General features: G+C 53.6%; 15 protein-coding genes. 14 read left to right on the top strand and 1 reads right to left on the bottom strand.

The genetic code is table 11. The features are described 5' to 3' along the window. The first annotated feature begins 3 nt into the window (after positions 1-3). Both J7M22_15110 and J7M22_15115 read left to right on the top strand, forming a co-directional pair. Positions 4-759, top strand: a complete 756-nt coding sequence (locus tag J7M22_15110) for an outer membrane lipoprotein-sorting protein (protein ID MCD6507935.1) — start codon at positions 4-6, stop codon at positions 757-759. 3 nt (positions 760-762) lie between these two features. Then, positions 763-2,184 carry a hypothetical protein gene (locus tag J7M22_15115; GenBank protein MCD6507936.1) on the top strand — a complete coding sequence of 474 codons (1,422 nt, stop codon included), beginning with the start codon at positions 763-765 and terminating at the stop codon, positions 2,182-2,184. Between the two features lie 253 nt (positions 2,185-2,437). Here the strand turns inward: J7M22_15115 and J7M22_15120 are convergent, their stop codons facing one another. Continuing rightward, the gene (locus J7M22_15120) at positions 2,438-2,578 is read right to left on the bottom strand and encodes a hypothetical protein (GenBank protein ID MCD6507937.1); all 141 of its coding nucleotides are present in this window, start codon (positions 2,576-2,578) and stop codon (positions 2,438-2,440) included. A 144-nt stretch (positions 2,579-2,722) separates the two neighbouring features. Between J7M22_15120 and J7M22_15125 the strand changes: the two genes are divergently transcribed. The 12 genes from J7M22_15125 (at position 2,723) to J7M22_15180 (ending at position 13,726) form a co-directional block, all read left to right on the top strand. Further along, positions 2,723-3,028, top strand: coding sequence for a Rubrerythrin (locus J7M22_15125; protein MCD6507938.1), 306 nt, complete (start codon positions 2,723-2,725; stop codon positions 3,026-3,028). Between the two features lie 11 nt (positions 3,029-3,039). Further along, the gene (locus J7M22_15130) at positions 3,040-3,999 is read left to right on the top strand and encodes a hypothetical protein (protein ID MCD6507939.1); all 960 of its coding nucleotides are present in this window, start codon (positions 3,040-3,042) and stop codon (positions 3,997-3,999) included. After that, the gene (locus J7M22_15135) at positions 3,999-4,730 is read left to right on the top strand and encodes a hypothetical protein (GenBank protein MCD6507940.1); all 732 of its coding nucleotides are present in this window, start codon (positions 3,999-4,001) and stop codon (positions 4,728-4,730) included. The genes J7M22_15130 and J7M22_15135 overlap by 1 nt, the downstream gene beginning before the upstream one ends. Further along, complete coding sequence (locus J7M22_15140; protein ID MCD6507941.1) at positions 4,720-5,589, top strand: bifunctional 5,10-methylenetetrahydrofolate dehydrogenase/5,10-methenyltetrahydrofolate cyclohydrolase; 870 nt, start codon at positions 4,720-4,722, stop codon at positions 5,587-5,589. The genes J7M22_15135 and J7M22_15140 overlap by 11 nt, the downstream gene beginning before the upstream one ends. 51 nt (positions 5,590-5,640) lie before the next feature. Then, on the top strand, positions 5,641-6,624 hold the full coding sequence (locus J7M22_15145) for a DUF362 domain-containing protein (protein ID MCD6507942.1): 984 nt from the start codon (positions 5,641-5,643) through the stop codon (positions 6,622-6,624). Positions 6,625-6,711: 87 nt separating this feature from the next. After that, positions 6,712-9,192 (top strand): leucine--tRNA ligase, encoded by a 2,481-nt coding sequence (locus J7M22_15150; protein ID MCD6507943.1) that lies wholly within the window; start codon positions 6,712-6,714, stop codon positions 9,190-9,192. A 10-nt stretch (positions 9,193-9,202) separates the two neighbouring features. Continuing rightward, positions 9,203-9,523, top strand: coding sequence for a nucleotidyltransferase domain-containing protein (locus J7M22_15155; protein MCD6507944.1), 321 nt, complete (start codon positions 9,203-9,205; stop codon positions 9,521-9,523). Further along, the gene (locus J7M22_15160) at positions 9,520-9,930 is read left to right on the top strand and encodes a HEPN domain-containing protein (GenBank protein MCD6507945.1); all 411 of its coding nucleotides are present in this window, start codon (positions 9,520-9,522) and stop codon (positions 9,928-9,930) included. The genes J7M22_15155 and J7M22_15160 overlap by 4 nt, the downstream gene beginning before the upstream one ends. Next, complete coding sequence (locus tag J7M22_15165) at positions 9,920-11,572, top strand: ribonuclease J (GenBank protein MCD6507946.1); 1,653 nt, start codon at positions 9,920-9,922, stop codon at positions 11,570-11,572. The genes J7M22_15160 and J7M22_15165 overlap by 11 nt, the downstream gene beginning before the upstream one ends. Position 11,573: 1 nt before the next feature. After that, entirely contained in the window at positions 11,574-12,347 is a 774-nt protein-coding gene (locus tag J7M22_15170) for an undecaprenyl-diphosphate phosphatase (GenBank protein MCD6507947.1), read from the top strand. A 47-nt stretch (positions 12,348-12,394) separates the two neighbouring features. Beyond that, complete coding sequence (locus tag J7M22_15175; GenBank protein ID MCD6507948.1) at positions 12,395-12,988, top strand: sigma-70 family RNA polymerase sigma factor; 594 nt, start codon at positions 12,395-12,397, stop codon at positions 12,986-12,988. A gap of 75 nt (positions 12,989-13,063) precedes the next feature. Further along, a complete protein-coding gene (locus tag J7M22_15180) occupies positions 13,064-13,726 on the top strand; it encodes a zf-HC2 domain-containing protein (GenBank protein MCD6507949.1) in 663 nt (220 codons plus the stop codon). Positions 13,727-13,775 lie beyond the last annotated feature (49 nt).

The following is a 13,775-nucleotide window of genomic DNA, read 5'->3' on the forward strand; positions in this document are numbered from 1 at the left end:
AAGATGAGAGCCTTAAGAATGATCCTTGCGATCACGTTAACCTTCGGCCTGACCCTCAGCTTCGCTCTCTCCTCATACGCCCTCACGGGCGAGGAGGTGCTTAAGAAGGTAGATGAGGTGGCAAATGCCCCCAAGGATATCCACATGATAATGAAGACGATCTTGATTGATTCCAAAGGCAACGAGAAGGTTCGGAAGGCGGAGAGCTTCCAGAAAGGTACCGAGAAACGGCTTATCCGGTTCCTCGAGCCTGCCGACCAAAAGGGGATCGGTTTTCTCGCCCTGCCTAACGACGTCCAGTACATCTACATGCCCGCCTTCCACAAGATCAGAAGGATCGCATCGCACGTCAAAAACACCAAATTCGCCGGCACGGATTTCACCTACGATGACCTCAGCACCTTCAGGTTCTCCAAGGATTACAACCCCAAACTGCTGGAGACGACCGAGGAGTTCTACATACTCGAGCTTATCCCTAAACCGGGCGTCAAGAAGGATTACAGCAGGCTTAAGATGTGGGCCAGGAAGGATAACTTCGTCTCCGTCAAGATCGAATACTACGACAAGAAGGGCGAGCTGAAGAAGGTGCTGGAGAGGAGAAAGATCACTAAGATCGGAAAGTACTGGACCGCAAAGGAGATGGAGATGAGGGATCTCAAGGAGAACCACTCCACCAAGATGATCCAGGATAAAATAGAGTTCGATACGGGTTTGAGCGATAGGATCTTCACGCCCAGATACCTTAGAAGGACGAGGTGAGAGATGAAAGGGATATCTCTTTTAACCGCAGCGTTCCTCCTCTTCACCGCCTTGGCATCAGCGGATGTGTCGCTAAACGGTTACCTTCAAACCGATGCAAGGTTTAGGGTTCAAGGTGAGAGGGAGTTCACGTGGAACCGAAGCGAGATCGATCTGAAGCTTGAAGGCAGTCCATCGGAAAAGCTTCATCTCTTTGGGGAAACGTCCATCCGCGGGTTGGGGTTCCCAAGCGTCAAGACGCTCGCCGATCTGCAGAGATTCGAGAGGGACAGAGCTACCCCGTGGAGCATCGATCTGAAGGAAGCGTATCTGGACGTCTACAGCTTCCTGATCGATAACCTGGACCTGCGGCTGGGAAAGCAGATCGTGGTCTGGGGCACGGCCGACAGGATAAATCCCACGAGCAACATCTGCCCGGATGATCTGGAGGACGTGTTCGATTTCGGCGAAAAGCTCGGGGCTAATTCTATCAAGGCGTCCCTTTACTGGAGCGTCGGGGAGACGGATCTGACCCTGACCGGCGTCTTCGTCCCCGTCTTCACCCCATCCATCCTTCCGCCTCCGGAGTGGACCGCCGGGCTGATGGAAAATCAGGGGATAAATCCTCCTCAGGGAATGACCCTCGGCGAGATGAAACAGGAGATCAAGCTGCCCGAAAACAAGCTAGGTGAAACGTCATCCTTCGGTTTGAGGTTTTTAGCGAACAATCTGAAAGGATACGACATCTCGGTGAGCTACTACCGCGGGAGGGATAAGCTTCCGATCCAGTCCTCCCTGACCCTTTGGCCGCACTCCCAATCGGCTGAACTCGTCCAGCCGCCCGCTTCATCAATGCCTCCTCAGGGGCCGATGGTGATGGACGGGAAGCTGGAGATGATCTATCCGAAGATACAGGTGATAGGGGCCGATATGGCCGGTGAGCTGCCAAAAGTAAAGGTCGGGATATGGGCCGAGTGTGCCCTGTTCATACCCGAGAAGGTGGATATGATCACAAACATCTCGACTCCGCTGGGACAGATGAACCAGACGACGACCGTGCTTGAGGATAAACCGTATCTCAAGTTCGTCGTGGGATGGGATTATACCTTCAAGGACGGGACATATGTCAACTTTCAGTATCTACACGGATTCCCTTTCGAACGTGGAAAGGATAACCTGAACGATTATTTCGCATTCAGGCTGGAGAGGAAGTTCCTCAACGATGAGCTGAAGGTAACTCCGATAGGTTTTTCGATCGGGATAGATGACTGGAGCGATGTGGGTGAGAACTACGGGATGGTATTCAACCCCGAGATAAGCTATTCCCCGCAGGACAACATCGAGTTGAAGCTGGGCGCCTATCTGCTTCACGGCGAGGGCAAGGGCTTTTTCAGTAGCATAAAGGATAAGGACGAGATCTACCTCAAGGCCAAGATGAGCTTTTAGCTTTCGGCTATCAGGTTGAGGTGAAATGGTCGCCGATCCTGGCATGTCCGGATCGGCGACTATGATCTACTTCAGTTCAGAGCCTATCACCCTGACCGATTCTCCCGAACAGGCGGAGCGGATCAGGGCGGATATGATCGCCACCGATCTCAATCCCACCCCCCCTGTTACCTCCGGTTCGCGTCGGCATCGCAATGCCTCGATGAAATCCCAAACTTCAGCGGCTATGAGCTTCCTATCAGTCACGGCGCTTTCAAAGGAGTAGCTTCCGGGGCGCCCCTCCGCCGCGGCGATGATCTCTATGCCGTGACAGACGCATCCCGCGCGCCGGCATCACAAGGGCATCCTCGAGCGGAACCATCGGCATGGCATAGGTGCCATAGGCTATCTTCATGTTCACCCCCTTAACGTTTGGAGATGGAAGGGATAGGGACGCGGATAAGATACGACAACCGATCGGGGATGTCAAGGATTGTTGACAACCCGCTCGGTGAACGGTATAATGAGATACGCAGAACATCTGAAACTGGAGGGAGATATGCCTGAGTTTCTGAACCCTTTCTCCGGTTTAACGCCGGATCGAAAGATGAGTGAGAGGGAGCTGACCAGGGCGATCCGATTGGCTCTCTCCGCCGAAGAGGAGGCGGTGCACCTCTATGAGGCCCTGGCCGATGCCACCGATCATCCGCTGGCAAAGGCGGTGCTTCAGGATATAGCGAATGAGGAGCGGGTGCATGCAGGGGAGTTCCAAAGGCTCCTCAACATCCTGCTCGACGATGAGGAAAGGCTGCTGGCCGAAGGCGCAGCCGAAGTGGACGAGATGGCCGAAAAAATCGAAAAATGAGGACGAGGAGGATGATGACACGGGAGGAGAATTACTTTCGGACGGTGGAGTTCCGAAATCCCGCCTGGATACCGGTCTCCGTCAGCCTGATGCCCGCTACCTGGAAGAAGTACAGGGAGGATCTGGAGGAGATCGTCATAAGACATCCCCTTATATTCGGAGAGTACAAGAAGGGGAGCAGGAACTTCGACGAGTTCAGAGGTCTATACAGGGAAGGAACTCACACGGATGAATGGGGATGTGTATGGAAGAACATCCGGGGCGGCTTGGATGCCATTGTAGTCCACCATCCGCTTTCAAGCTGGGATGCGTTTGAAAGCTATACCCCTCCCGAACCGGGCGAAGGTTTGCCGCATGGGTTTATGTTCCAGAGGCTTTATTATCTAAGGGGTTTCGAAAACCTGATGATGGACTTCGTCGACGAGCCTCCGCAACTCCACAGGCTCATAGATATGGTGCTCTCCTATAATCTCGCGGTCGTCAGAAAATGGGTGGCGAGAAAACCCAAGATGGTCCATTTCGGCGACGATCTGGGGATGCAGGATAGACTTCCCATGAGCCCCGAGCATTTCAGGAAATACCTCAAACCGTGTTACGCCCAGATCTTCGGCATGTGCAGGGATGCGGGGATACACGTCTACTTCCATTCCGACGGACATATATTGGAGGTGATAGACGATCTGATAGAATGCGGGGTGACGGTGGTCAACCCTCAGATCAGAGCCAATACGCTGGACGGTTTGGTAAAGGTGTGCAAGGGTAAGGTGTGCGTCAACCTCGACCTGGACAGGCAGCTCTTCCCATTCTGCACCCCTAAGGATATAGATGAGCATATCAGGGAGGCCGTCGTCAAGCTGGGATCGAAACAGGGAGGGCTGATGCTGGTGGCGGAGTGCGAGCCGGATGTGCCCCTTGAAAACATCGAGGCGATCTGTCAGGCGCTGGAGAAATATATGTTCTACTATAGCTGATGGGAGCCATCCGAAGCAAGCTCATCAAAGCCATAAAGGATTTCGACATGATCCAGAACGGCGATAGGATCGCCGTGGCCGTCTCAGGAGGATGGGACAGCCTGACGCTCCTGACATTGCTGTGGGAGGAGAGAAGGGCGATCGGATGTGAGTATGAGCTTTTGGCGATCCATATCCTCGGTAATGGCGCCGGGCCGTGGGGGAAACCACATGAGCCGCTGGTGAGGTGGCTCGAGGGCTTCAAGGTAGAGACAGGCGTGGATTATGTCTTAGCTCCTTTTTTCCTGCCGAAAGGCGAGCCGTTGCCGATGAACTGTTTCAGGTGTTCCTGGAACAGACGCAAGTCGATTTTTCTAGCAGCACATGAACACGGCTGTAACAAGGTGGCCTTCGGCCATCATATGGACGATAACGTTGAAACGGCGCTTTTGAACCTCTTCTTCAAGGGTCGGCTGGAGATGATGAAGATATCCTCACCTCTGTTCGGAGGTGTGCTCCGTATCATAAGGCCCTTGATATACGTCACAAAGGGGGAAATCAGGGGATTCGCCCAAGGCAGAGGCTTTCCCGATCCTCCTCCGCCCTGTCCGATGGCCGGCCACTCGACGAGAAAACTGATAGGAGATATGATCAGGAGCGTCGAGATGGCCGGATTTAAAAACGCCAAACTCAATATCTTCAGGGCAGCCCTGAAATACTCTGAATTACAAGGGAGGGATGATGAGCGCTAAAATTCTTGAAGGTAAACCCATAGCCGATAAGATCAAGGAAGAGGTTAAAGCGGGCGTGGAGGAGCTAAGATCCAAAGGGGTGAACATCACCCTGGCAGCGGTTCAGGTCGGCGAAGATCCCGCCTCCAAGGCATATATCAGAAGCCAGAGACGCAGGTGTGAGGAGGTAGGTATCAACTACAAACTGCATCAACTTCCTGAAACGACCACCCCTGAGGAGTTGAGGGAGTTCATCGAGAAACTCAACCGTGACGAGACCGTCACGGGGATAATTCTCCAGATGCCGCTTCCGAAGCAGATCAGTCCGAACGAGGCCTTCTGCTGGATAGACGAGCTCAAGGATATCGAGGGGGTCTCGCCGGCCAGCATCGGAAGGATAGCCTTTGACATGCCGAGGCTCGTTCCGCCCACGGCCATGGCAGCCATCACCCTGCTTAAGTCGACCGGGGAGGAGATATCGGGCAAAGAAGCCGTCGTCATCGGCAGAAGCACCATCGTCGGCAAACCCGCAGCGCTGCTGTTGCTCCAAAGGAAACTTTCGGCGACCGTCACCGTCTGTCATACCGGAACTTTTAAGAGAGGAAAGATCGAGGAACATGTCGGTCGAGCTGAGATATTGATAGCCGCGGCCGGTCGAGCCAAACTGATCAAGGGAGAATGGATCAAGCCCGGCGCGATAGTCATAGATGTCGGGATGAACCATGTAGGTAAGAAATTCGTCGGCGACGTCGAGTTCGAGACCGCCAAGGAGCGCGCCGCATATATCACCCCCGTTCCCGGAGGTGTGGGGCCGGTTACAGCGTCGATCCTCATGAGGAACGTCCTCGAGGCCGCTAAGTGGCAGATGGAGCTGGCGTGACTTAGCCGCGGCTTATATGTTATAATTCCCCAAAACGGAGGAATAGGGGAGATGAGGAGGATCTCGCGCAGGGATTTCCTCAAGACGGCGGTTATAGGCGGGGTGGGTGTGACCGCTCTGCCAAACCTGATCGGCAGGGGATATCCCGAAACGTCTGCGATAAGCCGAATCGCTTTGATCGAGGACCCCGGTTTCTCCTCGAACATGAAGGTCAACCCGGAACCGCTTCATGAGGCTGTGGATTCGCTGTTGAGGAAGCTGACCGGAAAGGATGCCGTCTCAGAGGCGTGGAAGGAGATATTGAAGGGCTATCGGAAAGGGCAGGTTATAGGGATCAAGGTCAACTGCATAAACAGAAGGCTCCCATCACATCCGCAGCTCGTCGATGCCATCGTTCAATCCCTGGTGGAGTTCGGCGTCCCCGAAAACGATATCGTCATATGGGATAGAACCAACAGGGAGCTAAAGAGAGCCGGCTATAAGCTCAACGAGGGTCAGAGCGGCGTCAGGTGTTTCGGCACCGATTCCAGCGGCTGGGGATATGACACCGACAACCCGATCGAGATAGAGGGTCAGAAGAAGCATCTGACTAAGATACTCACACGTCTCTGCGATCACCTGATAAACGTGCCCGTGTTGAAGGATCACAGTCTCGCCGGCGTAACGTTAAGCATGAAGAACCACTACGGCACGGTCAACAACCCCGGATCGCTTCATGGGAACAACTGCGATCCCTTCATCGCCAAGCTGAACGCCGCTCCACACATTAAGGACAAGACAAGACTGATAATCCTCGACGCCATTCTAGGTATCTGCAGAGGTGGGCCCGGAGGCGCCCCTCAGTTTTCGCCCAATATGCTGGCCGCCGGATTCGATCCGGTCGCCATGGACAAATTCGGCATGAGCCTCATCAATCGGGAGAGGGGAAAAAGAGGGCTGGACGAGGTAACGGGGAAGGCGAAACACGTGCACACGGCGGCCGCGATCGGATTGGGGACCGATGACGAATCGAGGATCAAGATCGTAAAGGTGTAAACGCCGGCGCGTTGAACGTTAGAACGTTAAACGTTCAACGTGCCAACATTCGATGCTCTTTTGACCTATCAGCGAGGTAGCGTGAAGATGAGGGACGAGGGATATCCTTTCGAGGAGATAGAACGCAAATGGCAGGAGTTCTGGGAGAGAGAGGGTTTCTTCCGGACAACTGAGGATCAAAGCAGGCCGAAATATTATCTGCTGGAGATGTTTCCGTATCCGTCGGGAAGGATACATATGGGGCACGTACGCAATTACTCGATCGGGGATGTGCTCGCCAGGTATCTGACGATGCGCGGCTACAACGTGCTCCATCCCATGGGGTGGGATGCCTTCGGTCTCCCGGCGGAAAACGCCGCCATCCAGCGCGGGGTGCACCCGGCGATCTGGACCAAGGATAACATCGAATACATGCGTAAACAGCTCAAAAGGATGGGATTCAGTTACGATTGGGATAGGGAGATCTCCACCTGCTCGCCGGAGTACTACAAGTGGGGGCAGTGGCTCTTCCTGAAGATGTACGAGATGGGGTTGGCATACAGGAAGGAGGCCATAGCGAATTGGTGTGAATCGTGTCAGACGGTCCTCGCCAACGAGGAGGTCATAGGCGGCAGATGCTGGAGGTGCGATTCACCCGTCGTCCAGAAACCTCTGATGCAGTGGTTTTTCAGGATAACCGCCTATGCGGAGGAACTGCTGAGAGATCTGGAGAAACTCACCGGATGGCCGGAGAGGGTGCTGATCATGCAGCGCAACTGGATCGGCAGGAGCGAAGGCGCTGAGATAGATTTCCCCATAGCCGGCACCGACGAGGTCATCACCGTCTTCACCACCCGGCCCGATACCGTCTTCGGAGCGACCTACATGGTTCTAGCTCCCGAACACCCTCTGGTCAAAAGGCTGGTCTCCGGAACGGATCGTGAGGGCGAGGTCACGCGGTTCATCGAGGAGGTATCCCGTGAATCCAAGGAAACTCGAACGGCCGAGATAGGGGAGAAACGGGGAATCTTCACGGGAGCCTACTGCGTCAATCCGATGACCGGCGAGCGTATCCCCATCTGGATAGCCGACTACGTCCTCATGGAATACGGAACGGGAGCCATAATGGCCGTTCCCGCCCACGATCAGAGGGACTTTGAGTTCGCTAAACGATACGATCTGCCGATAAGGATCGTCATCCAAAAACCCGATTTCTCGCTTGATCTGGAGACCATGTCTCAGGCGTATGAGGATCCGGGGGTGATGGTCAACTCCGGGCAGTTCAACGGCCTGGACAACGAGGAGGGGAAACGCAGGATCATAGAATATATGGAGTCAAAGGGGATCGGCAGAGCAACCGTTCAATATCGACTTCGGGACTGGTGTATCTCAAGACAGCGGTACTGGGGCAACCCGATACCGATCATCCATTGCGATAGATGCGGCGTTGTGCCTGTCCCGTATGAGGACCTGCCGGTTCTCCTACCGGAGGATGTCGAGTATAAGGGAAGCGGCACGGCGACGCTGAAATCGTGTAAGGAGTTTTATGAGGTCAAATGTCCTAAGTGCGGAGGGAAGGCTCACAGGGAGACGGATACGATGGCGACCTTCGTCGATTCGTCCTGGTATTTCGCCAGATACACCGATCCGCGAAACGAGGAGCTTCCCTTCTCGAAGGATAAGGTCGGATATTGGATGCCGGTTGACCAATACATCGGCGGCATAGAGCATGCCGTTCTGCATCTGCTATACGCCCGGTTTTTCACCAAGGTGATGCGTGATATAGGATTGCTGGATGTGGACGAGCCGTTCACCAACCTCCTCACCCAGGGCATGGTGGTCAAGGACGGGGCGAAGATGTCCAAATCCAAGGGGAATGTGGTCGATCCGGACGATATGGTTCGTAAATACGGATGTGATACGGTCAGGGTGTTCATGCTGTTTGCCGCTCCGCCTGAAAGGGATCTTGAGTGGAGCGATCAGGGGATCGAAGGCGCATACAGGTTCCTCAACCGCGTGTGGAATCTGGTCCATGATAACCTGGATATCATTAAAGACGTCAGGGCGGAGTATGATCCGGACTCCCTCTCCGGACCGGCGAAAAAGCTCCGATCCGCCGTGCATACGGCTATAAAGCGGGTTACGACCGATATAGGCGATAGAATGCATTTCAACACCGCCATAAGCGCGATAATGGAGCTTGTAAACTATATGTATCAGATGGAGCGATCGGATGACGACTCATTTAAGTCGGTGCTGAGGGAGGGGATCGAATCGCTGATCCTTCTGCTTTCGCCCTTTGCGCCTCACATCGCTGAGGAGCTCTGGGAGAGGATAGGAAACCGGCCCGGTCTGGTGAGACATCCCTGGCCGAAATGGGATGAGAGGGCGTTGGTCAGGGAGGAGATCCTGATCGTGGTGCAGGTCAACGGCAAGGTTCGGGGCAGGATAACCGTCCCCGCTGACGCCTCCGAGGATGAGATCAAAAGGGTTGCCATGGAACATCATAACGTCCGGCGATTCGTCGGGGGCAAAACGCCGAAAAGGATAATCTTCGTCCCGGGGAGGCTTGTGAACATAGTCGTTTAATGAGATGAAAATGGATAAAAAGGTGAGTCGATTGGTAAATCGAGTGAAGGATTATTTGATGGAGGTATATGGCGAAGGGATTAAAGGCGTTATCCTCTATGGCTCACATGTGAGAGGTGAAGCCACAGGGGATTCAGACATCGATATCCTTGTATTGGTGGATGAATCCCTTAACCCCTCGGAGGTTAGGAGAAGCTTGAGCGACCTTCTATTTGATATGCTTATCGAAGAGGGAGAGCTTGTTTCAGTTATAGCGCTTCCCGAACCTTTCTTCGAAAATTATAAAAGCCCGTTTACGTTGAGCGTGAGAAGAGAAGGGTTAAAGATGTGAAGGAAATAAGGGATTTCATAGAGAAGGCTGAGAGGTTCTTGATCACAGCGGAATATGCTTTAAACATCGGAGATTATGACTCCTGTGTTTCAAGGTGTTACTATGCTATGTTCTTCGTCGCTGAAGCATCGCTTCTCACCAAGGGTTTAACCGCCTCTTCCCACAAGGGCGTGATAGGTCTGTTCGGGGAACATTTTGTAAAAGCGGGGATTTTTGATAGAGATCTAGGAAAAGCGCTCAATGACGCTTATGACAAGAGATTGGTTGGGGATTACGGTGTAGGTTTTACCATCGCCAAGGAAGAAGCGATGGATTTACTGGAGATGGCGCGAAATTTCGTTCAAACGCTGAAAAATTATCTCGATGGGTGGTTGGAATCTGGACCTACAGGAGAAGATGATGGCTGAAGTCAGAATCATACCTCTCGGTGGGGTGGGCGAGTTCGGAATGAACACGATCCTCGTCGAGAGCGAGGACGATATCCTGGTGATAGATGCCGGGCTGATGCTGCCCGATTTGGATATGCCGGGGGTTGATCTCATAATCCCCGATATCTCCTATCTCATCGAGCGGAAAGATAAGGTCAGGGGGATCATCCTGACACACGGTCATGAGGATCATATCGGTGCTCTTCCCTACATGTTGGAACGGGTGGAAGCCCCGATTTACGGGGCAAAACTCACGCTCGCTTTGGTCGAGGAGAAGCTCAGGGAGTTCAACATCGCAGAATACCGGCTAAACGAGGTGAAACCCGGCGAAGGCATATCCCTGGGCGGGTTTGAGATCGAGTTCATCAAAGTCTACCACAGCATCCCCGACACGCTCGCCCTCGCCATCCATACGCCGGGCGGCACGATCGTCCACAGCGGGGATTTCAAGTTGGATCAGACCCCTGTCAACGGGGATATGACGGATCTACATAGATTCGCCGAGCTGGGCGAGAGAGGGGTTTTGTTGCTGCTTTCAGACAGCACAAACAGCGAGCGCCCCGGATACTCCCCGCCGGAGAGGTCGATCTTCCCGGCTTTAGATGCCATATTTCAATCCGCCCGGGGGCGGATCTTTGCCTCCACCTTCGCCTCAAGCATATACAGGATCCAACAGTTTATCGAGCTGGCGGCCAAGCATAACCGATATATCGCCATCGCCGGCAGATCCATGACTCAGAACATCCGGATAGCCAATGATCTGGGATACCTCTGGCTGCCGGAGAACCTCCTCATCGATCTCAAAGGAGTAAGGGATCTGCCGCCTGAAAGCGTTATGGTGATGACCACGGGCAGTCAAGGGGAACCGCTTTCCGCCCTTTCGCTGATGGCTATGGATAACCACAGGATACACATCGAGGAGGGGGATACGGTTATAATCTCGGCAAGGATAATCCCGGGGCACGAAAAGGCCATAGGCAGGGTGATCAACCATCTCTATAGACGCGGCGCCGATGTGTATTATGAAAGAATAGCTGACGTCCACGTCTCCGGACATGCCTGTCAGGAGGAGCTGAAGCTTATGCTCAACCTCGTCAAGCCCCGCTATTTCATTCCCATCCATGGCGAATACAGACAGCTTATCCATCATGCCAAGCTCGCTGAAAGCGTGGGAATACCCCGCTCGAATATAATCGTGGCTGAGGACGGCGATGTGATAAGGATGAGCGGCGGAAGGTGCGAGCTTGCGGATAAGATCCCGACCGGCAAGGTGCTCATCGACGGAAGAAGTTCCGACGGATTGGCGGATGTGCTGTTGCGCGACCGCAGGCAGCTCGCCCGCGACGGGATGCTCATACCGATAGTCGTGCTCAACAGCGATACGGGCGAGCTGGTGGCCGGTCCGGATATGGTCTCCAAGGGATTTATCTGTCCAGATGAGCCGAACGGGCTGATGAAGGAGGCGAAGGAGCTGATCGTATCGCTTTTGACAGAGATGGGAACCGAGGAAAAAGGCGATGTGCCATCAGTTCAGGAGGAGATAAGGATTGCCCTGCGTAGATTCTTTTCCAAGCGGATGTCGCGCAGGCCGATCGTGATACCGGTGGTGATGAGGATATGATATGAGCTTCATCGAGGCGATATCGCTCGGAGTGGTTCAGGGATTGACGGAGTTCCTGCCCGTCAGCAGCTCAGGTCATCTCGCTCTCGCTCAGCATTATCTGGGATTGCGAGAGCCCCAGCTTTTTTTCGACGTGATGGTTCACGTCGGAACACTGATGGCTATATTGTTGGCTTTCAGAGAAGATGTGCTGAGGATACTCAGGGGGAAGGATTGGTATCTGTTCGGGATGATATGTCTCGGCACCGTGCCGACGGCGGTGATAGGGTTTACCCTGAGGAGGTTTGTCGAGGAGGCGATGATAAGGGTTTGGATCGTCTCAGCCATGCTCCTCGTGACAGGCATCGTTCTTATCTCCTCCTCCCTGATCGCCCGGAAGGCGATTAAAAAGCTGGATCGCGTTACCCCTCTTCGATCGCTGGCCGTCGGCGTGGCTCAGGGGGTGGCTGTCATTCCGGGGATATCTCGCTCGGGCATGACCATCTCATCGGCCTTAGCTTTAGGGGTAAAAGGGGAGGAGGCGGCGAGGTTCTCCTTCCTCCTGTCGATCCCCGCCATCCTCGGAGCGGCATTGCTGGAGGTGAAGGATATCGGCGCAAACGAGATACAGATCGCCCCGACTCTCTCAGGTATGATAGCCGCTTTCATCTCGGGATTCATAGCTATAAAACTGTTGATATCCATGCTCAGGAGAGGGAGATATACCGTTTTCGGATACTACTGCGTCGCCATCGCCTTCCTTTCCCTGCTGCTCAACCTCCTCTTCAACCTCTAACCGTGTCCTTCGTCTAATCGGTTGAATCTTCGTTCTTTCGGTGTGAGATGGACAGGACGGGAAAGGAAGAGGATAGGCGTCTTATCGAGGGCTTGCTCAACAATAACATGGCGGCTTTCAATGAGGTGATCGCCAGAACCGTCAGGATGGCCGTGGCATGTTACAGGAGATTCCGCGTGGAGCTTAAGTCCCTCGGTTTAGAGCCGGGAGACGTGGCACAGGAGGTGCTCTTCAGGTTGGTAAACAGCGACTATGGCATATTCAGGAGATGGGATTACAGAGAGAGCGTGGATGCCGCCATATATAAGATAACACGGAATCTCTGTCTCGATCTGACCAAGAAGGCGAGAAAGGAGCGGAGGATGTTGAGATCCTATGCCGAGCTCAGATCAGACGTTCAGATGGGCGAATTTCAAGTTGAAAGGAAGGAAGCCCGGGAGTATTTTGAAAGATGCCTGAGATCGCTCTCCGAGGTGGATAGAACGATAATACAGATGAGGAGGGCAGGCAGATCGTTCGATGAAATCGCAAAAGCCCTCGGCGCCTCATACAGTATGGTGACCACCCGGTTCCACCGAGCCAAAAAACGGCTTAGGGATATGCTGAGAGAATCCGGGATAGGGTATTACGATTTGATCTGAAGTGTGAAATTATCCCTTCGAGGTCGTTAACTCATTATGAGATACATCGAGGATCGAAATCCGAAGGTCTAAGCGGTGAGGATCATGGGGAAGACCTATTACACGGATGGGGAATGTTTATCCGAAGAGCTTCTCTGGGATTATGTTTCGGGTAAACTCCCCGCTCAGGTCGGTCAGGCTGTGAACCGGCATCTCGAGAGATGCCCCTCATGCAGATCCAGAACCCAGGAGGTGAGAGAGGATTTCGAGAGGTTCACCTCCTTGGGGGATCTGCCCTATGATATCACCCGCAGATGTTGGGAGGTAATCTTCGGTAGGGGTTTCCTAATAGGAAGTAGGCTCTCATCGCTCAAGCATGATTTAGCTTGCAGGGTAAGCCAGGAGGGAGAAAATATCTGGATGGCTTCCGATAACGGTAGATCAGACATAATCGTAGGGGTGCTCGATAGCGACGGAAAGGTAAAGGGATTCACCATCTTCAGGTTCCTCCTATATCCCGTTATAAGCGAGCACAGGATCTCAATGGCTCTTAGGGAAAGAGGGGAATCCGAAAGGTATGACGGATACGTGGCCCATGTCGTGGTGAAGTTCGATGATCTGCCCTGGGAGATGCCCGTTAGGGTGGAGGGGTGTGAGATCGTCGTGGAGGATGTTTTACTGCCGGAGTCTTTCCCCGATGAGATCGAGGAAATGGAACTGGATATCTTCATCGAACCGCCGAGAGAACCGATCGTATGATTGGATTCTCGAGCCCTCGGAGATAGGAAGACCCTCATACCCTGTGAGG

Source organism: Candidatus Poribacteria bacterium, assembly GCA_021162805.1.
Classification (GTDB): domain Bacteria; phylum Poribacteria; class WGA-4E; order B28-G17; family B28-G17; genus JAGGXZ01.

Coding starts and splice junctions, on each gene's coding strand:
- J7M22_15110 (MCD6507935.1), top strand. CDS start 4: ATGAGAGCCTTAAGAATGATCCTTGCGATCACGTTAACCTTCGGCCTG.
- J7M22_15115 (MCD6507936.1), top strand. CDS start 763: ATGAAAGGGATATCTCTTTTAACCGCAGCGTTCCTCCTCTTCACCGCC.
- J7M22_15120 (MCD6507937.1), bottom strand. CDS start 2,578: ATGAAGATAGCCTATGGCACCTATGCCATGCCGATGGTTCCGCTCGAG.
- J7M22_15125 (MCD6507938.1), top strand. CDS start 2,723: ATGCCTGAGTTTCTGAACCCTTTCTCCGGTTTAACGCCGGATCGAAAG.
- J7M22_15130 (MCD6507939.1), top strand. CDS start 3,040: ATGATGACACGGGAGGAGAATTACTTTCGGACGGTGGAGTTCCGAAAT.
- J7M22_15135 (MCD6507940.1), top strand. CDS start 3,999: ATGGGAGCCATCCGAAGCAAGCTCATCAAAGCCATAAAGGATTTCGAC.
- J7M22_15140 (MCD6507941.1), top strand. CDS start 4,720: ATGAGCGCTAAAATTCTTGAAGGTAAACCCATAGCCGATAAGATCAAG.
- J7M22_15145 (MCD6507942.1), top strand. CDS start 5,641: ATGAGGAGGATCTCGCGCAGGGATTTCCTCAAGACGGCGGTTATAGGC.
- J7M22_15150 (MCD6507943.1), top strand. CDS start 6,712: ATGAGGGACGAGGGATATCCTTTCGAGGAGATAGAACGCAAATGGCAG.
- J7M22_15155 (MCD6507944.1), top strand. CDS start 9,203: ATGGATAAAAAGGTGAGTCGATTGGTAAATCGAGTGAAGGATTATTTG.
- J7M22_15165 (MCD6507946.1), top strand. CDS start 9,920: ATGATGGCTGAAGTCAGAATCATACCTCTCGGTGGGGTGGGCGAGTTC.
- J7M22_15170 (MCD6507947.1), top strand. CDS start 11,574: ATGAGCTTCATCGAGGCGATATCGCTCGGAGTGGTTCAGGGATTGACG.
- J7M22_15175 (MCD6507948.1), top strand. CDS start 12,395: ATGGACAGGACGGGAAAGGAAGAGGATAGGCGTCTTATCGAGGGCTTG.